This window comes from Nonomuraea sp. KM88, from assembly GCF_052245635.1.
Lineage (GTDB): Bacteria > Actinomycetota > Actinomycetes > Streptosporangiales > Streptosporangiaceae > Nonomuraea.
Genome location: NZ_JBQQCC010000002.1, coordinates 281,928 through 302,507 on the forward strand (window position 1 = coordinate 281,928; position 20,580 = coordinate 302,507).

19 protein-coding genes are annotated in these 20,580 nt (G+C 71.0%); 8 read left to right on the forward strand and 11 right to left on the reverse strand.

Translation table 11 applies throughout. From position 1 onward, the window contains the following. Positions 1 to 29 precede the first annotated feature (29 nt). From ACTWPV_RS07045 to ACTWPV_RS07060, 4 genes are all read right to left on the reverse strand, one after another. Positions 30 to 1,205: an FAD-dependent oxidoreductase gene (locus ACTWPV_RS07045; protein WP_443151084.1), complete on the reverse strand. Its 1,176-nt coding sequence runs from the start codon at positions 1,203 to 1,205 to the stop codon at positions 30 to 32. Then, entirely contained in the window at positions 1,202 to 1,993 is a 792-nt protein-coding gene (locus tag ACTWPV_RS07050) for a maleate cis-trans isomerase family protein (RefSeq protein WP_443151085.1), read from the reverse strand. Before ACTWPV_RS07050 ends, ACTWPV_RS07045 begins: the two co-directional genes overlap by 4 nt. 79 nt (positions 1,994 to 2,072) lie before the next feature. Next, positions 2,073 to 2,288, reverse strand: a complete 216-nt coding sequence (locus tag ACTWPV_RS07055) for a hypothetical protein (protein WP_443151086.1) — start codon at positions 2,286 to 2,288, stop codon at positions 2,073 to 2,075. 777 nt (positions 2,289 to 3,065) lie between these two features. Next, positions 3,066 to 3,806, reverse strand: coding sequence for a hypothetical protein (locus tag ACTWPV_RS07060; protein WP_443151087.1), 741 nt, complete (start codon positions 3,804 to 3,806; stop codon positions 3,066 to 3,068). 221 nt (positions 3,807 to 4,027) lie between these two features. On the opposite strand from ACTWPV_RS07060, the gene ACTWPV_RS07065 reads away from it, so the two are divergent. Further along, complete coding sequence (locus ACTWPV_RS07065) at positions 4,028 to 5,299, forward strand: Scr1 family TA system antitoxin-like transcriptional regulator (protein ID WP_443151088.1); 1,272 nt, start codon at positions 4,028 to 4,030, stop codon at positions 5,297 to 5,299. 166 nt (positions 5,300 to 5,465) lie between these two features. Further along, positions 5,466 to 6,299: an SAM-dependent methyltransferase gene (locus tag ACTWPV_RS07070; RefSeq protein ID WP_132603089.1), complete on the forward strand. Its 834-nt coding sequence runs from the start codon at positions 5,466 to 5,468 to the stop codon at positions 6,297 to 6,299. Positions 6,300 to 6,520: 221 nt separating this feature from the next. On the opposite strand, the gene ACTWPV_RS07075 is transcribed toward ACTWPV_RS07070, so the two are convergent. Next, entirely contained in the window at positions 6,521 to 7,339 is an 819-nt protein-coding gene (locus ACTWPV_RS07075) for a DUF4253 domain-containing protein (RefSeq protein ID WP_443151089.1), read from the reverse strand. A gap of 128 nt (positions 7,340 to 7,467) precedes the next feature. Between ACTWPV_RS07075 and ACTWPV_RS07080 the strand changes: the two genes are divergently transcribed. Next, entirely contained in the window at positions 7,468 to 8,046 is a 579-nt protein-coding gene (locus tag ACTWPV_RS07080; RefSeq protein ID WP_347646902.1) for an HAD family hydrolase, read from the forward strand. 67 nt (positions 8,047 to 8,113) lie between these two features. On the opposite strand, the gene ACTWPV_RS07085 is transcribed toward ACTWPV_RS07080, so the two are convergent. Next, positions 8,114 to 9,235, reverse strand: a complete 1,122-nt coding sequence (locus ACTWPV_RS07085) for a TIGR03118 family protein (RefSeq protein ID WP_347646901.1) — start codon at positions 9,233 to 9,235, stop codon at positions 8,114 to 8,116. A gap of 119 nt (positions 9,236 to 9,354) precedes the next feature. On the opposite strand from ACTWPV_RS07085, the gene ppgK reads away from it, so the two are divergent. The 3 genes from ppgK to ACTWPV_RS07100 all read left to right on the forward strand — a co-directional run bounded on the left by ppgK (position 9,355) and on the right by ACTWPV_RS07100 (position 14,748). Continuing rightward, the gene (gene ppgK / locus ACTWPV_RS07090) at positions 9,355 to 10,074 is read left to right on the forward strand and encodes a polyphosphate--glucose phosphotransferase (RefSeq protein ID WP_443151090.1); all 720 of its coding nucleotides are present in this window, start codon (positions 9,355 to 9,357) and stop codon (positions 10,072 to 10,074) included. 115 nt (positions 10,075 to 10,189) lie between these two features. Continuing rightward, positions 10,190 to 14,098: an ATP-dependent RNA helicase HrpA gene (gene hrpA / locus ACTWPV_RS07095; protein WP_443151091.1), complete on the forward strand. Its 3,909-nt coding sequence runs from the start codon at positions 10,190 to 10,192 to the stop codon at positions 14,096 to 14,098. Then, positions 14,095 to 14,748, forward strand: a complete 654-nt coding sequence (locus tag ACTWPV_RS07100) for an HAD family hydrolase (protein ID WP_443151092.1) — start codon at positions 14,095 to 14,097, stop codon at positions 14,746 to 14,748. Before hrpA ends, ACTWPV_RS07100 begins: the two co-directional genes overlap by 4 nt. Before the next feature lie 49 nt (positions 14,749 to 14,797). On the opposite strand, the gene ACTWPV_RS07105 is transcribed toward ACTWPV_RS07100, so the two are convergent. The 4 genes from ACTWPV_RS07105 to ACTWPV_RS07120 form a co-directional block, all read right to left on the reverse strand. Beyond that, positions 14,798 to 15,121, reverse strand: coding sequence for a DUF5709 domain-containing protein (locus ACTWPV_RS07105; RefSeq protein WP_443151093.1), 324 nt, complete (start codon positions 15,119 to 15,121; stop codon positions 14,798 to 14,800). 69 nt (positions 15,122 to 15,190) lie between these two features. Beyond that, positions 15,191 to 15,508 carry a MerR family transcriptional regulator gene (locus tag ACTWPV_RS07110; protein WP_347646896.1) on the reverse strand — a complete coding sequence of 106 codons (318 nt, stop codon included), beginning with the start codon at positions 15,506 to 15,508 and terminating at the stop codon, positions 15,191 to 15,193. A gap of 53 nt (positions 15,509 to 15,561) precedes the next feature. After that, positions 15,562 to 15,993, reverse strand: a complete 432-nt coding sequence (locus ACTWPV_RS07115; RefSeq protein ID WP_443151094.1) for an Hsp20/alpha crystallin family protein — start codon at positions 15,991 to 15,993, stop codon at positions 15,562 to 15,564. 102 nt (positions 15,994 to 16,095) lie between these two features. Continuing rightward, positions 16,096 to 16,947 (reverse strand): MFS transporter, encoded by an 852-nt coding sequence (locus ACTWPV_RS07120; RefSeq protein ID WP_443151095.1) that lies wholly within the window; start codon positions 16,945 to 16,947, stop codon positions 16,096 to 16,098. Between the two features lie 41 nt (positions 16,948 to 16,988). On the opposite strand from ACTWPV_RS07120, the gene ACTWPV_RS07125 reads away from it, so the two are divergent. Then, positions 16,989 to 17,114 carry a hypothetical protein gene (locus tag ACTWPV_RS07125; protein WP_443151096.1) on the forward strand — a complete coding sequence of 42 codons (126 nt, stop codon included), beginning with the start codon at positions 16,989 to 16,991 and terminating at the stop codon, positions 17,112 to 17,114. A gap of 157 nt (positions 17,115 to 17,271) precedes the next feature. Here ACTWPV_RS07125 and ACTWPV_RS07130 read toward each other — a convergent pair whose 3' ends face one another. Then, complete coding sequence (locus ACTWPV_RS07130) at positions 17,272 to 18,300, reverse strand: amidohydrolase family protein (protein ID WP_443151097.1); 1,029 nt, start codon at positions 18,298 to 18,300, stop codon at positions 17,272 to 17,274. A gap of 158 nt (positions 18,301 to 18,458) precedes the next feature. On the opposite strand from ACTWPV_RS07130, the gene ACTWPV_RS07135 reads away from it, so the two are divergent. Next, positions 18,459 to 20,564 (forward strand): M6 family metalloprotease domain-containing protein, encoded by a 2,106-nt coding sequence (locus ACTWPV_RS07135; protein WP_443151098.1) that lies wholly within the window; start codon positions 18,459 to 18,461, stop codon positions 20,562 to 20,564. Positions 20,565 to 20,580: the final 16 nt, after the last annotated feature.

A 20,580-nucleotide genomic window follows, 5' to 3' on the forward strand; every position in this document is an offset into this window, starting at 1 on the left:
CGCGGGAGCACGAGGTCGCAGGGGCCCGCTCATGTCCTCCCGGCGGAGTTGGGGACCGTGTCCAGCAGCGAGGCCTGCGCCAGGTAGGCGCGGGTCGCCTCGGGGTCGCCGGCGATGGCCCGCAGCCCCGCCATGGCCGCCTCGAGCCTGGCGCTGTCGTGCTCCCGCACGCCCGCCGGCCGGGTCTGCCCGCGGGGGACCACCCGCTGCAGCAGCACCGAGCGCCGCCGCCACGCCCACGCCTCCAGCGCGGCGGGCTGGGCGAAGCCGCCGATCACCGCCGCGATCACCTGGCCGAGCTCGACGGCGTCGTGGATGCCCGCGTTCATGTTGAGCCCGCCGACCGTCGAGGTCAGGTGCGCGGAGTCGCCCACGAACAACACCCGCCCGCACCGGTACGAGGTCAGCACCCCCCGCGACAGGGCGAACCGGTCGGCGCCCGTCACGCGGATGGGCTCGCCGGCGCCCGGCAGCGCCCGCCGGACCAGCAGGCCCAGGTTGGCCTGCGACAGCGGCTCGTGCGTGTCACAGGGGATCTTGAAGATGATCCGCCAGTGGTCGGGCAGCCCGAGCAGGGTGCACGACTGCTGCACATCGCGCACGTACGTCAGCGGCGCCAGGCTCGGCAGCAGCCGGTCGAGCGGCGAGTCGGTGAACACCCGCAGCGCCTGCGTCGGATAGGTGGACCGGGGGAACGGCAGCCCCAGCGAGCTGCGCACCGTGCTGTGCGCGCCGTCGGCGGCGATCATGTACCGGGCCCGCGCCCAGGTGTGGCCGACGCGGACCCGGATCCCTGTTCCGCCCTCCGCCACACCGTCCACGTGGGTGCCGAACCTCACGTCCACGTCCGGGTGGACGCTGAGTGCGGAGAGCAGCAACCGGGTCAGCGAAGCCTGGTCGGCGTGGATCCTGAAGGGGTGCCTGGTCAGGCCGTCCAGCCGGTTCATGCCCATTTCAGCCAGCACGATCCCGGACCGGTCGCGCCACTGCACGCGGTCGACGACGCGGCCCTCGGCGACCAGCCGGGAGGCCACGCCGAGCCCGTCGAGCAGGTCGAGCGTGGCCGGATGGAAGGTGCACGCCCGCGGTTGCCTGCTGAGCTCGTTCTGGCCCTCCAGCACGGTGACCGGGATGCCCGCCCGGGCCAGCGACAGGGCCGCGGTCAGCCCGGCGGGGCCCGCGCCGACCACGATGACGCCGTTCATGCCATGCCTCCCACGCGCGCCCCGTTCGAGGCGGCCATGTGGCGGCGGTAGGGCACGCGGCTGAGCGTCACCGGCCGGCCGATGGCCCGCGACAGCGCCCACCAGGCCGTGCAGAGGTTGGAGGTCAGCAGGACGCGGTCGTTGCCGGTGCTGAGCGGCCCCAGCACGGGCAGCGTGGCCGTTCCCGAGCCGGTGAACAGCAGCGCGGCGTCACCGGGCAGATCCGCCAGCTCGACCTGCCTGATCAGCTCGGCCGGTGTCACGGTGTACGGCGAGTAGCCGCCCGCCGCGCGGACCTGCACCACCCGGGTGACGGTGAGCCCGGCCTTCTTCCAGAACCGCTCGGCCAGCTCCGTCAGCCACGGCTGGTACGGCGAGACCAGGACGATGTCGCTCACCATGAGGTGCTCCATCGCCTCCCGCGCCGCCAGCGTGGCGGAGGCGAACGGCACTCCCGTCCTGGCCGTCAGCTCGGCGCACTGCTCGCGGTCCCGGTCGGGGTCGAGCAGGTAGCGCGGCTCGCTGCAGGCCATGACCATCGCGCTCAGCGGCAGGCCGTCGAAGGCGTGCACCATGGCGGGCAGGGCTTCGTTGTAGCCCTCCAGCCGCTCGGCCAGGGCGGGTCCCGGGCGCCCCGCGGAAAGCGGGTGCCGGGCCGCCGGGATCGGATGGTGTACGGGGAAGCGGGTGACGTGCATGTCGGCACGCGACCCGAGCAGGCGGGTCAGCTCGGGCTCCGCGGAGGGGTTCGCGGGCGCCACGATCACCCCGACCCTGCCGCGGCTCACTGCACCCCCCCGCGACGTGCGGGTCGGGGGGTGAGGACGGTGCGCATGGGGTTCCTCCTGCGAGGGGAAGGCGGGAAGGTCACTGGGCGCGGTGCCTCAGCGCCTGGTCGATCTCGGTGATGGCCTGGACGGACACCTGCCGGATGCGGCGCAGCCGGTGCACGCTGCGCGCCGGTTCCGACGGTGCCGGAACGCCGTCCTGGTCCTCGCCCCAGGACGGCGGCGGCGCGCCGGGCCGTACGCCCCGGGCGTGCACCTCGTGCGGCTGCGGCCTGCGCAGTTCATCGGTGAGCATGATCGCTCCTGTCGGTCGCGGGTCGATGACCCTGTGAAGGGACATGCCGGGAACATCGGCGGCGGTAGGGCCGCCGGCCGGCGCTCCGTCCTCGCTCGGCGCGCGACCGGGTGAGGAGCCGGCGGCTGATCGCCGGCCCCTCTTCCACCGCGCGTGGAGATCGAGGTTCGGTCTCACGGCCCGAAGCCACGGCGACCCGCACCAGCGCCGTGGCGGCGAGCAGGACGGCGGCCGGTGAAACGGCCACCCGCACGGAGGCGTGCCTGGGCGCCGGCCTCAGAAACGGCCGGTCGATCAGTACCGTGGCGCCCGTCACGCCGATCTCCCCACCCCGCACCGCCTCCGTGCCGGTGGCGGCGAGCGCGGAGGCTCGCCGGCGGGGCCCGGCGACCGGGGTCGCCGCCCTCGCCGGCAGGCCTGCCGCGTTCGCGCGGCCCCGGCGCAGGGTCGTGGGTGACCCCGCGCGCGGCACCGCGAACGCGCCCGCCTGGTCCGGCGGGAGCGACGTATACCGACCCCAGGCGCAACCCCTCGATTTGACCAGCACGCCAGCCGCTACCGCGCTGGTCAACAGCACCGCGCCGACTAGGTCGGGCACGTGCCGCACGATGCCGGAGGGGCGAGGAAGCGCCGGGGCCGGCGCACATGTGCCTCTGACCGGCCGCCCGCCGGTCGAGGCCTGCCGGGACGCGGCCGCGACGACCGTCGCCGCGTCCTGGCAGTGACGGGGCGTGCCGAGCGCTGCCGCGCCCGGCCCGCCGGAAGGAACGGCTCGCCTCATCGGGCCGTTCCCGCGCTCAGGGCCCCATCAGGGACGCTGTTGGGGACGCTGACGCCGACCATGCGCTCCGTCAGGCCCGCCGTGGAGGAGCCGGAGTCACCTGACTCCCGTACGTGTGACCTGGCCGGCGCCGCACCGCCGGCCACCGTACGCGCGACCTTCGAGGCGAGCGCGAGATGCTCGCCGCAGCGCCGGGCCACCTTGGCCTCCAGCCCGGCCACCTGGGCCAGCCTGAGCCGCAGCGGTTCCAGCGACGAGCCGCGTTCGAGACCGTCGAGATCGGCCAGCCGGGCGGGCCAGCGCAGGGCGTCGCCGCAACGGGCCTCCACCTCGCCGGGAAGCTCGCCGGCCGGGAATCCCTCGTGACCGAGCCGGGTGGCGATCATGACGGCGGTGAACGCCGTCCTGTCGAAGTCGGCCAGCCGTCCCGCCAGGGCCGCCCTCAGCATCCTGGCCCGGTGGCTCAGGCAGACCGCACTCCACCCGAGCAACAGCAGCCGATCAGGGCCCGTCTCCGTGTGCCAGCCGGCCAGCCGCAGCTCGCGGGCCATCCGGTGGTAGAAGCGCCAGCGGTGACGGGGACTGTCGAGCCAGACCTGGACGCCGCCGAGCGGCAGGCTCGCGACGTGCACGCCGGAACCGGCGACGCGCGTGCAGATGCGCTGGACCACCTGCTCCTGCCTGCTCGGGGCCGGATCCTCCTGGAACCAGGAACTGCCCGAGGAATCCATGGTCACGTCCGGCCACCTCCTCGTCGAGGACTCTCTCCAGAAGCCCTGGCTGTTAAGTCTCACTTTCCATACGCTGCGATAGTCTGCTGACGAAGGGGGGTATGTCAACTGACAGTTTGCGCATATGTTGATACCTCCCCGCTGGGCAGAGCTTGCCCACATGGCAGGGGACAGGGAAGCACGCGTCCCTTACGCTGGATGCGTTCACGGGCGGTAGGAGGTGTGCCGTGGCGAACTTCGCCGAACGGCTCGATCTCGCGCTGACCAAGCGCGGCTTCACCGGCGCGCAGGTCGCCTCCACTCTGACGGAGGCGGGCATCCCGATCACGCGTGCCTATGTCAGCCAGTTGCGCACGGGCAAGCAGACCAACCCCACGCTCCAGGTGCTCAGGGCGCTGGCCTCCTGCCTGCAGGTGAGCGTCGGCTGGCTGGTCGGCGACGACTACCTCGAGTCGGGCAGCGCGGAGGAGCTCCAGTTGCGGGCCGCCACCATCGGCCGGTCCGTCTCGGGCCTGTCCGAGGGCTCCCTCGCCGTCCTGCACGGCGTGGTCGAGCTCGCCCGCAAGGCCGAGGGCCTGCCCGACGAGCCCGTGCCCGCCGCCGGCATCCCCGACGCGGCGGCGCCCCTGAGCGATCCGCAGCGCAGGGCGCTCGGCAGGCGGCTGCACGCCCTGCGCCAGGCCGCCAGGCTCTCCGTCGAGCAGGTGGAGACCGCGCTCGGCAAGGGCGCGGCCGCGATCCCCGCCATCGAGGAGGGCCGCATCGCGCCCGCGCCCATCACGGCCGAGCGCCTGCTCACCGTCTACGGCGTCACCGCCCCGCCCGTCCGCGACTACATGATGTCGCTGGCCAGGGGCGAGCGCGGAACCGCCTGGTACGACGCGCACTCGGTGCCCGTCTGGCTGGCCGCCGCCTACGCGCTCGAACAGCAAGCCACGGTCATCCACACCTACCACAACCAGTTCGTCCCGCCGCTGCTGATGGCCGACGACTACGCCAGGGCCGCGATCGCCGCGACGGGGCCGGCGATCCTCGGGCAGCGGACGGTCGACGAGGCGCTCGCCCTCGTGCTGGCCCGCCAGGAGGCCATGGCCGGCGAGAGCGGCACCGTGTTGTGGGCGGTCATCGACGAGAGCGTGCTGGCCCGCTCCATCGCCGGGCCGCACGTCCAGCTCCGCCAGCTCGACGTGCTGCTCGACCACGCCAAGCGGCCCAACGTCTCGCTGCACGTCGTGCCGATGGACGACCCGGCCTACGTGCCGCGCACCGGACCGTTCACCATCTGGCGCTTCGCCGAGGAGTTCGAGGCCGACGTCGCGTGCGCCCACGGCATCGAGTCCGACGAGCTGGTCACCGAGGGCGGGGCGGTCGAGACGTACCACCAGGCCTTCACCAAGCTGTCGGTGACGACGACCACCCGCGAAGAGACCGTCGAGGTGCTCAATTCCCATCGCGAACGACTTTCGCGTTCGCTGGGAAACGATCTCTTTCCCGCGTAAATGATCATTATGCGCGAGGCGGGGTAACGCATATATACCGAAAACTAATGGCTTTTCGTGTTGTCATCTGCTCCGTAGCGAGGATCATATGGTGTGGGTCATCGAGTGGGGTCCGAAAGGACAGCTTTTCCCGAGATAGTGGGCGAGGGGAAAGGGGCAACACTCAATGCGTCAGCGTGCCATCCGAAACCTGGCGAAGCTGGAGCTGACCCAAGCAAGGATCACCCGTATTCTCGACGCCGCAGCAGGTGGAAAGAACAACTTCGTGGCGGACCGCGACGCGGTACGCCGGTACGACCAGGCAGCCCCGATCACGACGACGGCCGCACGGGCCGTGCTCCACTATCTGTGCCGTGTGGTCCGTCATCTGGCGAGCGTGGGTGTGGACCAGTTCGTGATCGTCGGGAGTGGTGTCCCCAGCGGCTTGCCGCCCGGCAGGCAACTGCACGACATCGCCCGCGATGCCCTGGACGGCTCGGCGCCGCGTGTGGTGTACGTCGAGAACGACCCGATGGTGCTCGCCGGAGCGAGGGCGACCATCGAGCCCGTCACCGACCTCGTACGCGTTGTAGAGGGCGACGTGCGCGAGATCGACGACATCCTCGATGACAGGGTCCTGCAGACGTTCCTCGACTGGGACCGGCCCATGGCCGTGCTGCTGCTGTCGACCCACAGCCTGAACGACGACGAGTTCTTCCACTACGTGATCAAGCGGATCCGGCAGGCCGTTCCGGAACGGAGCTACCTGTCGCTGCTGCAGACCACGTTCGACGCGATCCCCCCGGAGCTGCTGCCCGCCATACACGACCTGTTGGCGATGACGCTGCCCGGGCACGCGATTCGCACGAGGGAGGAGGTTGAGGCGCTGCTCGAAGGCCTGGTGCTGGTAGATCCGGGGCTGGTGTGGGTCCCGGAATGGCGGCCGGACGGCCACGAGAGCGCCTGCGTCGACCAACCGAGTTCGTCCGGCACCTACGGCGCTGTGGCGCGCATCCCGTGAGCCCGGCCGTGGAGACGGCTACGGCTCGGGGGCGGCCGTACAGGGCCCGGCTTCTTCGCCGGCCGGGCCCTTGGGAGGACCGGCGCCGGACGGGCGCGCTGAGGGCACGAAGGGCGCCGGCACGGGCCGCGCCGCCATGCCGATCGAGGGGGCCGCCGCCCGCTCGGGGACGACCGTGACGCGGGTTGGGCGCGCGGCCCGGGGACGACCGTGACGCCGGTTCAGTCCCACCAGAAGGACCACGCGTGCCGGCCCATGATCTGCTCGGCATAGCCCAGGAGGTCGCCCGGCCCCTGGACGACGTTGTCCGGGCAGAAGGCCCAGTGCTCCGCCGCCACGTGTAAGGCGTGCTCCGGGTCGTCCGGCGGCGCCGCCACGCTCAGGTCGAGCGTGTTGAACCCGACGCTGACCACGCGCGCCCCGAACCGGTCCTCCCAGCTGCGCACGACGGCAGCCAGCGGGACCATCCACTCGTTGTGGTGCAGCGCGCCCTGCCAGCCCATGACCGCCAGCGCGTCCGCTCCCCGGCCGGCGGCGACCAGGCCGAGCGGCATTTCCTTGGCCGCCAGCTCGCCCGCCAGCCAGTCGGCGACCGCCTCCGGCTCGGCCTTCAGCACGCCGGGCGCGGCGGGACCGGGGCAGATGGCGCCGTACGGCTCCAGCTCGGCCAGCGCGTCCTTCGGCATCTGCGCCACCCACTCCTCCCACACCTCGGTCATGAACCCCTCGGCGGTGAAGTGATCGATCTGGCGGGGATCGTCCGGCACGACCTGCCCGACCGCCCACGGCTGCGCCGACTCGTCCAGCAACACCGGCCACAGGCCGCTGTGCGCGTGCCAGGCGCGCAACAGCGCCCAGTCCTCGCCCACCGCCGGTTCGTCGCTCATCCAGAACGCCGGTCGCGCGGCCTCGCCCTGCCGGGTGTAGCCGGGGTCGGGCCAGACCACCTCGCCCGGCGGCAGCCCGGCCGGCAGCCGTCGTCCCCCGCCGCCGTCGGCGAACAGCCTGCACAGCTCGCGTGGCAGCCGGTGATCGTCCATGCCCTACCGTTCCGATACCGAATCCTGTCTCGGAGATGGTAGTCCCGACCGTTACCTGAGCACCTTCGGCGGCGCCGGAAAAGTCATGGCTACTGGCCAGGGTGGCGAACGCGGCACAATGAGGGACTGTGATCCCCTTCGCCGCTGTTCTGTCCGACCTCGACGGCGTGCTGCGCCACTTCGACCACGCCGCCCAGGCCGACATCGAAGCCCGTTACGGCCTGCCCCTGATGAAGACGGCCTTCGACCCCGAGCTGATCATGCCGCCGACGCTCGGCCACGTCACCGAGACGCAGTGGGCGGAGTCGATCGCCGTGGCGCTCGGCGGCGACGAGCGGGCCCGCCAGGCCGTCGGCGAGTTTATGAAGATCCGCTTCTGGGTGGACGAGGAGGTCAGGGCGCTGCTGTCCAGGGCGCGGCAGGAGGTGCCCCTGATCATCGTGACCAACGCCATGGACACCCTGGAACACCACCTCGACCTGCTGGGGCTCACCGGCTTCGCCGACGACGTGGTGAGCAGCGCCAGGGTCGGCGTGGCCAAACCCGACCGGCGGATCTACGAGATCGCCGCGGAGCGCGCCGGCGCCGAGCCCGCGCGCTGCCTGTTCGTCGACGACCGGCTGCAGAACGTGGAGGCCGCCAGGGCGCTCGGCATGACCGCCGTGCACTACCGCACGTACCAGGACCTCGCGGCGGTGCTGGGCTGAGGCGCCCCCACCCAGGCCGGGCGAGCCACGCGACCGGCCGGGCGGGGGCGGGAGAGGGAGCGCCCGGTCAGTACCCGCCGTACGGGCTCTTGGAGGACGGGGTGGAGGGCTTGCCCGACGAGCCCTTCGACGGGCCGCCCGAGGGAGCCGACGAGGACACCTTCGTGCCCTGCGGCGCGATCACGCCGATCAGGCCGTGCTTGGCCCCGTCGATGCCGGCGGAGAACCACAGAGCCTTCTCGCCGCCGGTGGCCGCGGTGCCGGGCTCGAGGTCCCACAGGCCGGGCAGCACGATCGGCTTGCCGTTCGCCAGGCGAAGGGAGCCCAGGTGACGGCCGCGCTTGTAGGCGTGTACGGTCCCGTCGCCGAAGTTGCCGACTAGCAGCGCTCCGGCGTACTGTCCCCAGCCCTTCGGCGCGGCGGTCAGCCCCCAGGGGGCGTTGAGCCCGACCCTGGAGATGCGCCCGGTGAGGCGCCCGTTGCCGTCGAAGCGGCTCACGAAGCCCTTCCCGTCGCCGAACACCGGCTTGCCCGTGGTCTTGTCGCGCAGGGCGTAGGCCACCCAGACGTTGCCGTTGACGACGGCGACGTTGTAGGGCTTGTAGGTCGAGGGGATCGCCTTGTCCCTGAACTGCCAGCGCGACAGCCGGATGCGCTCGAAGTCCTCGTCGAAGGCGTGGATGCGCCCGCCGGCGAAGTCGGCGGCCAGCAGGAAGGCGCCGTCGTCGGTCTCGACCAGCTCCAGCCCCTTGTAGTCGGCGCCGCGGGTGAAGGCCGCGATGATCGCGTTGCCCGGGTCGGCCTCCGCGTTCCAGCCCGTGATGGCGCCGCTCGGGCTGGAGAAGATGAACGTGGCCGGCCTGCCCTTCACGGTGAAGCCGTCGCCGGGGTTGAACACCTGGCCCGTCGGGGCTCCGCCCGGAATGGCCACCTCGGTCTTCTCCTTCTTGCCCGTGCCGGAATAGACGGTGGCGCTGCCGGTGCCGGTGTTGGACACCCACAGAGTCTTGCCCATGGCCAGGCCCCACGGGTTGACGACCTTGGGGTCGGTGACAGGGGCTTTGCCCTTGACGTCCGACACAAGGTTGATGACGTCGAAACGCGTCCTGGTGGTGGCGTGTGCGGGAGTGGTGAGAGTCGCTCCCAGAACGACCGCAACAGCGCAGAGTGTGATGATGCGTGGCCGCATCCGTTGCCTCCTAGTTAGCGCTTGTGACGCGAGATACGCGGGGGGCGGGGAGCGGGTTCAGTCAGGTCCGGAAATGGCGGCGCGGGAGTTTTCCCGCATCGCGCGGGGAGAGGAAAAGCATGAACGTGTTGGGCATCGATATCGGCGGTTCGGGAATCAAGGGCGCGCCCGTCGACACGAAAGCCGGCAAACTGACGGAGGAGCGCCTGCGCATTCCGACGCCGCAGCCCTCCAAGCCCGACGAGGTGGCCGAGGCGGTCGCGTCGATCATCAAGCATTTCGGCTGGAGCGGCCCCGTCGGCATCACCTTTCCCGGCGTGGTCGTGGACGGCGTCGTCCTGACGGCCGCCAACGTCGACCCTTCGTGGGAAGGGGTCGACGCGGCCGCGCTCTTCGGCGGGGCCACCGTGCTGAACGACGCCGACGCGGCGGGCATGGCGGAGATGACGTTCGGCAAGGGCAAGGGACAGCGGGGGACCGTGCTCGTGCTGACCTTCGGGACGGGCATCGGCAGCGCGCTGTTCACCGACGGGCGGCTCGTCCGCAACACCGAGTTCGGGCACCTGCGGCTGCGCGGCAAGGACGCCGAGCACCGGGCGTCGGCGCGGGTCAGGGAGGAACGGGACCTCAGCTGGAAGGCGTGGGCGGGGCGGGTGGAGGAATATCTCCGGCACGTCGAGATGCTGTTCACGCCCTCGCTGATCGTGATCGGCGGGGGAGTGAGCAAGAAGGCCGACAAGTTCCTTCCGCACATCCACCTCGACACCCCCGTGGTGCCCGCCGCCCTCCGCAACGAGGCGGGCATCGTCGGAGCCGCCCGCGCCGCCGCGTCCCGCTGACCGCACGGTCCACGATCGCGAGGCGCCGGGATATTGGGATGCGCGGCCCGGCGCGGTCGGGCACCATGGGCGGTTGGCTCCGGGGACGCGGGGCTCGAATATCCTCGACAGCAGTATGGGAACGTCTTCGTTGTCCTCTCCACTCGCCGACCTCCAGTCCCGCCTGCCCGACCTCATGCCCCGCGATCAGCGGCGGTTGCGGCGCAGGCTCGACGGCATGCGCCGGGTGCGCTCGCGAGAGGCCCGCGACAAGATCGTCGCGGAGATCCTCTCCGACGTGGAGCGAGCCGAGCAGCGGCTGGTACGCCGCCGCGACGCCGTACCGAAGGTCACCTATCCGGAGAACCTGCCTGTCTCCCAGCGCAAGGACGACATCCTCGCGGCCATCCGCGACCACCAGGTCGTGATCATCGCGGGGGAGACCGGCTCCGGCAAGACCACCCAGATCCCCAAGATCTGTCTCGAGCTGGGGCGGGGCGTGCGCGGGCTGATCGGCCACACCCAGCCCCGCCGCATCGCCGCCCGCACGGTCGCCGAACGCATCGCCGAGGAGCTCGGCGCCGGCGACGGCCAGAAGCTCGGCGACGTGGTCGGCTACAAAGTCCGCTTCACCGACCAGGCCGGCGACCGCACCCTGGTCAAGCTGATGACCGACGGCATCCTGCTGGCCGAGCTGCAGCACGACCGCATGCTCGACCAGTACGACACCCTCATCATCGACGAGGCCCACGAACGCAGCCTCAACATCGACTTCATCCTCGGCTACCTGAAACAGCTGCTGCCCGAGCGCCCCGACCTCAAGGTCGTCATCACCAGCGCGACGATCGACCCCCAGCGGTTCTCCCGGCACTTCGACGACGCGCCGATCATCGAGGTCTCCGGCCGCACCTACCCGGTCGAGGTGCGCTACCGCCCGCTCGACGATGACGACGACCAGACGCAGGGCATCGTCGACGCCTGCAGAGAGCTGACCGGCGAGGGCCCCGGCGACATCCTGGTGTTCCTGTCGGGCGAGCGGGAGATCCGTGACGCCGCCGACGCCCTGGCCAAGGCGGAGTTCACGGGCACGGAGATCCTGCCGCTCTACGCCCGGCTGAGCGCCGCCGAGCAGCATCGTGTCTTCCAGCGCCACACCGGCCGCCGCGTCGTGCTGGCCACCAACGTGGCGGAGACCTCGCTCACGGTCCCCGGCATCAAATACGTCGTCGACCCCGGCTACGCCCGCATCTCCCGCTACAGCCACCGCACCAAGGTGCAGCGCCTGCCGATCGAGGCCATCTCGCAGGCCAGCGCCAACCAGCGCAAGGGCCGCTCGGGCCGCACCTCCGACGGCATCTGCGTCCGCCTCTACGAGGAGGACGACTTCCTCGACCGGCCCGAGTTCACCGACCCCGAGATCCTGCGGACCAACCTCGCCTCGGTCATCCTGCAGATGACCTCGATCGGGCTGGGCGACATCGAGGCGTTCCCCTTTGTCGAGCCGCCCGACCGCCGCCAGGTGAAGGACGGCGTCAACCTGCTGCACGAGCTGGGCGCGTTCGACGCCCACGGCAAGCTCACGCCCGTCGGTCGCAAGCTGGCCGGCCTGCCCGTCGACCCCCGGCTGGGCCGCATGGTGCTGGAGGCGGAGAAGAACGGCTGCCTGCGCGAGGTCATGGTGATCGCCGCCGCCCTGTCGATCCAGGACCCGCGCGAGCGGCCCTCCGACAAGCAGCAGCAGGCCGACGAGAAGCACCGCCGCTTCGCCGACTCCGAGTCGGACTTCATGGCCTACCTCAACCTCTGGCACTACCTGCGCGACAAGCAGAAGGAGCTGTCGTCCAGCGCCTTCCGGCGGTTGTGCAAGGCGGAGTTCCTCAACTACCTGCGCGTGCGCGAGTGGCAGGACATCTACAGCCAGCTCCGCCAGGCGCTCGGCGCCCAGCCCGGCAGCCGGGCCGCCGACCCCCAGCAGGTGCACGCGTCGCTGCTCGTCGGGCTCCTGTCGCACATCGGCGTCAAGGACGTCATGGAGAAGCGCGGCCAGGACGGCCGCAGGCCGATCCAGGAATACCTCGGCGCCCGCAACGCCCGCTTCGCCATCTTCCCCGGGTCGGCACTGGCCAAGAAGCAGCCGCAGTGGCTCATGTCGGCCGAGCTGGTCGAGACCTCCCGCCTGTGGGCGCGCGTCAACGCCAAGATCGAGCCGGGCTGGGTCGAGCCGCTCGCCCAGCACCTCGTCAAGCGCACCTACTCCGAGCCCCACTGGGAGAAGAACCAGGGCGCCGTCATCGCCCTGGAGAAGGTCACGCTCTACGGTGTGCCGCTGGTCGTCGGCCGCAAGGTCAACTACGGCCGCATCGACCCCGACCTGTCGCGCGAGCTCTTCATCAGGCACGCGCTCGTCGAGGGCGACTGGGACACCCACCATCGTTTCCTGAAGGACAACCGCCGGCTGCTCGGAGAGGTCGAGGAGCTGGAGAACCGCGCCAGACGCCGCGACATCCTGGTGGACGACGAGGCGCTGTTCGACTTCTACGACCAGCGGGTGCCCGCTGACGTCGTGTCGGCCCGCCACTTCGACTCCTGGTGGAAGAAGGCCAGGCACGAGCAGCCCGACCTGCTCACGTTCTCGCCGGAGATGCTGGTCAACGAGGGCGCCGACGTCAGCACCCGCGACTATCCCGACACCTGGCGCCAGCTCGGCCAGCGCATGAAGCTGACCTATCGGTTCGTGCCGGGCCCGGATGAGGACGGCGCCGACGGCGTGACCGTGCACGTGCCGCTCCAGGTGCTCAACCAGGTCAGCTCCGACGGCTTCGACTGGCAGATCCCCGGCCTGCGCGAAGATCTGATCACCGCGCTGATCAGGTCGTTGCCGAAGAATCTGCGTCGCAACTTCGTGCCCGCCCCCAACTTCGCCAGGCAGGTGCTGGAGGGCGTCAAGCCGGGCGGCGAGCCGCTGCTGGAGGCCGTGGAGCGCGAGTTGCTGCGCCTGACCGGCGTCCGGGTGCCGCGCGAGGCCTGGCAGCTCGACCAGGTGCCCGCCCATCTGCGCATCACCTACCGGGTGATCGACGAGCGCAGGCGCACGGTCGCCGAGGACAAAGACCTCGACGCGCTGAAGCGCCGCCTCGCGCCGCGCCTGCGCCAGACGCTCTCGGAGGCGGGCGACGACCTGGAGCAGACGGGCCTGCACACCTGGAGCTTCGGGACGTTGCCCAGGGTGTTCGAGCAGGGCCGGATGAAGGGTTATCCGGCGTTGGTCGACGCGGGCGACTCCGTCTCCATCAAGATCTTCGAGACGGAGGTGGAGCAGCGCCGCTCCCACTGGCCCGGGGTGCGCCGCCTGCTCCTGCTCAACGTCACCAACCCGGCCAGGTCGCTGCTCGGCGGCCTGTCCAACCAGGCGAAGCTGGCCCTGTCGCGCAGCCCGCACGGCGGGGCGGTGGCGTTGTTCGACGACGTGGTCGACGCGGCCGTCGACAGGCTCATGCTCGACGCGGGCGGACCGGCCTGGGACCCGGTGGCCTTCGACCGCCTCTACCAGCACGTGCGGGCTCACCTCTACGACACGTCGGCCGATGTGCTGGGGAAGGTGGAGCAGATCCTGGGCGTCTGGCACGCGGCGGGCACCCGGCTCGACGCGCTGCAGCCGAGCGCGGCGACCGACGACGTGCGCGAACAGCTCGGCAGGCTCGTCCGTCCGGGGTTCGTCACCGCCACGGGCTACCGGCGGCTGCCTGACGTCCTGCGCTATCTCCGCGCGATCGACCGCCGGCTCACGAAGCTCCCCGAGGATCCGTGGCGTGACCGGGAGTGGATGGATCGGGTGCACAAGGTCGAGGACGACTATCACGACCTGCGGCAGAAGCTCCATCCGGCCCGGCGCGGAGACCCTGACGTGGTGGAGATCGGGTGGATGATCGAGGAACTGCGGGTGAGCTTCTTCGCCCAGACGCTCGGCACCCCGACCCCGGTGTCGGAGAAGCGCATCGCCAAGGCGATGGAGAAGCTCACAGCGGTGAAACAGGGAGATCGATGATCAGGACTGTGGTGTTCGACGTCGGTGAGACGCTGATCAGCGAGACGCGCATCTGGTCGCGCTGGGCCGAGCGGCTCGGCGTGAGCGCGTTCACGCTGATGGGAGCGCTCGGCGGGATGGCCGCGCTGGACCGTGCGCACAGTGACGCCTTCGAGCTCGTACGCCCCGGCGTCGACCTCGCCAGGGAGGAAGCCGAGTGGGAGCGCGACGACCCCCACGGCATGCGCAACACCTTCGACGCCGGCGACCTCTATCCCGACGTGCGCGACGCTCTGGCGGCCATCCGGGCGGCCGGGTACCAGGTGATCATCGCGGGTAACCAGCCGGAGCGGGCCTACGACGCGCTCGTCGCCATGGACCTGCCGGCCGATTCCGTGCACACCTCCGACGGGTGGGGCGTCTCCAAGCCCGAGCCCGGATTCTTCGCCAAGGTCGCGGCCGTCGCGGGCCACGAGCCCGCCGAGATCCTCTACGTGGGCGACCGGCTCGACAACGACGTGCTGCCTGCCAGGGCGGCCGGCATGCGGACCGCGCTGCTGAAGCGGGGCCCATGGGGCTACCTGCACGCCGAGCGACCTGAGGCCGGTGCGGCCGACGTGATCGCCGACGACCTGCACGCCCTGCTGCCCGCACTCGACGGTCTCGCCTGAAGGTCCGGCGGACGTGCGGCGGCACTTCTCCCGACGCCGCCGGCGCCCTTCACGTGAGGTTCTCGTCGGGGTCGATGCGTACGGCCCGCTCCTCCGCCGAGAGGTCATCCGTGTCGCCGCACTGGTCCACACCGAGTTCCTCGTCGTCCGTGTCAGGTTCGAGCCCTTCGTCCGGCTGGGTCAGCCGGTGCTTGGGCCGGGACTCGTGGAGCCGGGACGGCGCCTCCCGCCGCAGCCGCTCGTCGAGCGTGTCCCGGTGCCGGGGGTCGTCCTCGGCGACCTCGTGGTGGAGGCCGAGGTCGTCGGTCCACTCTGCGACCTCGATCTCCTGCTCATCGGCGTAGCCGTATCGGTCCGGAGGTTGTTCGGTCATACCGGCCCCCTACCCAGCGAGCGGTCCGGAATCCTCCTTTCCGGACCGGCGGGAGGGCGGATCACCGGGTCACTGCCGCTCGCCGTCCAGCCGGGCGCGGGCCTCGTCGAGCTCCCTGCGCACGTCGGCGAGCTCGCGTTCGAGCTGCAGGATCCGGCGGATGGCGATGAGCGTCATGCCTTCTTCCGTCATGCGGGTGACGTGCCGGACGATGAGGATGTCGCGGCGGGAATAGCGCCGCTGCCCGCCGTTCGAACGGCTCGGGCTGATGACGTCGTGCTGGTCGAGCCGCCGCAGGAAGGCGTGCTGGACCTGCAGCATCTCCGCCACCTGGCCGAGGGAGTAGAGAGGCGCGTGTTCGTCGTCAAGGGGGAGTTCTGGCGTCATGGCTCTCCTCGTGATCCGGGAGCGGGCCGGGGAGCCCGCCCCCGGACCGCGCGTCAGGCCTTGATGGCCCTGGTCTCGCCTCGCCGGATCTCCACCTTGCGCGGCCGGGCCCGCTCGAGCACCGGGATGCGGACGGTGAGCACGCCGTTGGCGTAACCCGCGTCGATCTGCTCGCTGTCGAGGTGCTCGGACAGGTAGATCCGGCGGGTGAAGGCACCCATCGGGCGCTCGCGGACGAACAGCCGCTCGTTGTCCGCGACCTCCTCCTCGCGGCGGGCGCTCACGCTCAGCACGCCGCGGTCGACCGTGACCTCGATGGAGTCGGGGTCGATGCCGGGGAGGTCGAAGCGGAGCAGCACGTCGTCGTCGCGGCGCAGCCCGTCCATGGGCATCACGGCGCTGCCGTTGTCGAAGGTCTGGCGTGCCAGGCGGCTGAACTGCCGCTCGAACTCCTGGATGAACGGGTCAATTGAGGTCAAGAGCACTTTCTAACCTCCTTGCTGCTTCTCCTGATGGAGCTAACCTCCAAGTGCATTTACAGGTTAGCTCCATCAACGGCTACAGGCAAGTGGTGTTTCCGTGGACGGTCAGGCGTTCTCCAGACGTGGCCTCAGCCTGGCGGCCTGCCTGATCGTCCTGCCTGACAGCCGGGCCAGCACCACCGCCGCGAGCAGGGCCGCCGCCACGCAGGCCACCCCGCCGATCTCCAGGGCGGCCCTGGGTCCCATGGCGTCGCTGAGCCAGCCCAGCAGCGGCCCGCCGAGCGCGCCCGCCCCGGCGCTGACGATGGACAGCGCCGCGATGATCCGGCCGCGCATCGGCTCCGGGCTGTCGAGCTGCGCCCGTGCCGAGACGGTGGTGTCGACGGTCACCGCTCCCGCCGCGATCGGCAACATCAGGGCCGCGAACGTCCACAACCCCGGCATCAGCCCGCTCACCGCCTGGGCGACCCCGGTCACGAACGCCGTGAGCAGCAGCAGCCGGATCGTCAGGTGAGGCCGGGAGGCGGCCAGGAACCCGCCGAGCACCGTTCCGACGGCGAACACGGTGGACAGCAGCCCGTAGCCGCCGGCACCCGCGTCCAGAGGGCCGGCGCTCATGGCGGCCATGGTGACCTGGAAGTTACGGCCGACGCTGCCCGAGACGAACCAGAGCGCCAGCACCACGAGCAACCACGGCGTGCGCAGCACGTACCGCAGGCCGTCGCGTACGGCGCCGGGCTGCCGCTCGGCGGTGGCCAGCGGGTGCAGCTCCGCGCGGCGCATGGCCGCCACCGCCGCGATCACCACGAAGAAGCTGGCCGCATTGATCACGAAGAGCCCCCCGTTGCCGGTGAACGGGAGCAGCGCGCCCGCCAGGCTCATGCCCAGGATGCGGCCGGCGGAGCTGAGGATCGAGCCGAGCGCCATCGCGTTCGGCAGGTCGGCCGGCGGCACCACCTGGGCGCCGAAACGGCTGCAGCAGGGTCGGCAGCGCCTGCATGACGAGGCTCAGCCCGACGCTCGTCGCCGAGCCCGTCAGCGTGAGGACGAGCCAGTTGACGCCGAGCACCTGCATCCACGTGCCGGTCACGGAGACGATGTCGGCTCCCGCCCAGAGCCGGTAGTTGTGATGACGCAGAGCCCTGAACGTGGGGGAGGAGGGAGACACAACCGATCCTTGCCTTGACGATGCACCGGGGGATCAAACACGGCTCTCGAGGAAGCGGATTCCGATCAGCCCGGAATGTGAGGCAGGACACGGGGTGAGGCGCTGGCAGCGCGTCAGCTCTCGCGGGTGAGCACGCCGCCGACGACGGTGGCGAGGCAGGGCGGCTGGGAGAGCAGTGCCGCGTACGGATAACGTCCGCGGGCGTCGAAGACGGCGAAGTCGGCACGGGTGCCGGCGGCCAGCGACCCGATCCTGCCCCTGCCGCGGTCCATGCCCAGCGCTCTGGCGCCGCCCAGCGTGGCGGCCTCGACCAGCCGGCGGTCGAGTTCCCTGGGCCGCAGCCTCAGCTCCCGCGCGCGGCGCCTGATCGCCCCGGCCAGCCCCAGCGGGCCGGTCGGTGGCGTGCCGGCCGGGCCGCGGCTGCCGAAGGCGACGGTGTTGCCCTCGTCCAGCAGGGCCAGCGCGTCCTGCGCCTGTGACGGCTCAGGCGGGCAGAGCGCCACGGCGGTCCTGCGCAGCCGCAGCAGCTTGCGCTCGCCCGGGTCCAGCGACCTGCCGCTCGCGACGTGGCACAGCGGGCCGAGCACCCCGGTCTCATCCAGCTCCACGGGGGAGTGGCGGTCCAGGCGGACCATCAGCCGCAGCCCGAACGTCCTGGCCAGCAGGGCCACGTCCTCCAGCACGTGCGGGTCGCGCGCGTGGGCGGCGATCCCCACCACGCGGGGCCGCTCCGCCTCGCGGATGGCGGTGATGACGGCGTCCCGGTTGTGTTCCTCCCACTCCTCCTCGCCGGCGCTGGTCACCTCGACGTACGAGATGCCGGGGAGAGCCGGACCGTCGGCCAGGTCGGAGAGCACGCCACCCCGTGCGGTCACTCCCGGGGCGGGCGCCGGTGCGGCGGCGCACGCGTCGACCAGCCCCGCCACGATCATCCCCGGCCACCGGAGCTCCTGCGCGGAGGGGTACGCGGGGAGCAGTTCCGCTCGCGGGCCGACCGCGAGCACCCGCTCGCCCCCGATCGCCACGGCGCCGCCGCGGATGGGGACGGTGCAGACGGGCACGACGAGCGGGGCGGAATGGAGGATGACGGGCCCGGGCGGGCGCCTGCCCGGAGCTGGACCGGCAAGCTTCGCAGACGGCATCAGGACTCCCGTCGAGACTTCCCCTCTAGGCATTAAACGTGAAGGCAGGATATGCCCGCAATCGGGACGAACCGGGCGAATCGCTAAGCCGGCGAAGTTGTCCTGCTTCCCACCGTCTGATCGTTGATCTCCGACAATTACCTCTATACCGTCAATCCGTGAACGCCCTGAAGAAGCTGCTGAAGGGTTTACCCGCGGTCATCGTGATGATCCCGGTGAGCCTCATGGCGACCCCTGCTTCCGCAGCGCCCCCCACCGATCCCGAGCATCCCTGGCGGCAGGACCACTGGCCGCAGACGCAGCCCTGGCAGGTCGACGCACCCGACGACGCCCAGGCCCTGCGCACCCGCCTCCCCGGCGGCCTCAAGCCCATCGACCCGCAGAACTGGAAGAACCCCGACCACATGACGTGGGCGGACTACAAGAAGCCGCCCGGCACCAACTGGGCCGACCCCTCCGTCAAGGGGTCGAAGCGCACCTTCAAGGGCGCGCTCGTGCTGCTCGACTACCCCAACCAGCCGTTCGTGGCGACGCAGCCCCAAGGCTCGACGATCTTCGGGAACCCGAGCGCCGAGGCCCACGACGTCCCCCGTGACGAGGTGGCCACGTTCTACCGGGACTTCCTCAACACCCCCGACAAGCTCAACAGGGGACACACCATCCACGAGTACTGGATGGAGGACTCGGGCGGCAGGTACGGCGTGGAGCTCACCGGGTTCGGGCCCTACATGATGGCGGGCAAGGACCACGAGTACGCCATGGAGTTCCAGGGCGGCAACGGGTGCCCCGCGGGCGACTCGTGCGACAGGAACCTGCGCACCGAGGGCAACGCCGCCTGGCTCGCCGACGTCGGCCAGGAGGTGGCCGAGCAGTTCGACTTCGTCTTCTACCTGAGCGCCGGCCAGGACGAGTCGTCCACCTGGCAGGAATTCGGGATGATGAAATTCCCGACAAAGGAGGACGTGCCCGACGAGTGGGGTCCGCCGGACGCCGCGCTGCCCAACTGGGTCGACACCCGCTACGTCGACTGGACCTCGTGGCAGGCCGGCTCCACCTTCTGGCCCAACGCCCGCTTCGGCATCGACTCGGTGCAGGCCGAGAGCTCCGGCATGGCCGTCTACGCCCACGAGCTCAGCCACATCATGGGCATCGCCGACAACTACAACAACCCGTACGGCGTGCCGCCGCGCAGGGCGTACACAGGCGTGTGGGAGATGCTCAGCCGCGGCAGCTTCAACGGGCCCGGCGGCCCGCACTCCCGCTGGCTCATCCCGCCGACCGCCGGCGCGTCCATGGGCGCCCAGCACATGCTCCGCAACAAGATCAAGCTGGAAATGGTCGACGAGCGGAACGTGCTGCGCCTGTCACGCGAGGCGCTCGACGAGTCAGGCCTGGTCACCGTCGAGATCCTGGCGCGCGCAATCCAGCCGGGCAAGAAGGAGCTGTCGGGCGTCAACCTCTCCTTCGACACCGGCGACAAGAGCCCGGCCTGCGACGCGCGCACCGACCCGCTCTGCGACGGCGGCGGCTACCAGAACTACACGGTCGAGGTCGTGGACCGCATGGGCTCCGACTCGTTCACCCCCGACTCCGGCGTTCTGCTGGCCAAGACCAAGAACGAGGACCGGGCGCCGTTCGAGTGGGTGATCGACGCCAACCCGCAGGACATCGGCATGACCGACTACGTCATGCCCGATGGGACCAAGGTGCCCATCACGATCGGCGACTACCGCCAGCTCTCCGACGCCCTCTTCCACGCCGGCACCGACTCCGGCAGCGAGTACGAGTACGTCGACGAGGCCAACCGCCTGCACTTCTACGTCACCGACCGCAAGCGCGGCCGCGACGGCACCCTGTCGTACACGGTCGCGATCCGCTCGCTCGACGGCCCGGGGCCGCAGCGGCGCGGCGTCAAGGTGCTGCCCGCGGCCGGCGTGCCCAGCGGCAAGAACCTGTCCACCTGCACGTTCCCGCTGTTCAACACCGGCAGGGCCGCCCCGGCGCAGGGACAGCACCCCGAGGACGTCAGCGCCTACCTGAACGCCGACGTCTACCGGCTCAAGGCCGAGGTGCAGGGCAAGGGCTGGACCGTCCAGCTGCCGAACGCCCTGGCCTCCGTCGGGTTCGGCAAGCACGAGCTCGTCACCGTGAACGCGGCGCGCGACTCCGGCGGCGCCCGGCTGGCCAAGGTCAAGCTCACCGCCACCTCGGAGAGCGATCCCGGCAAGACGGTGACGGCCACCTGCCACGTGATCGGCCTCTAGAACCACGATGGGGTAC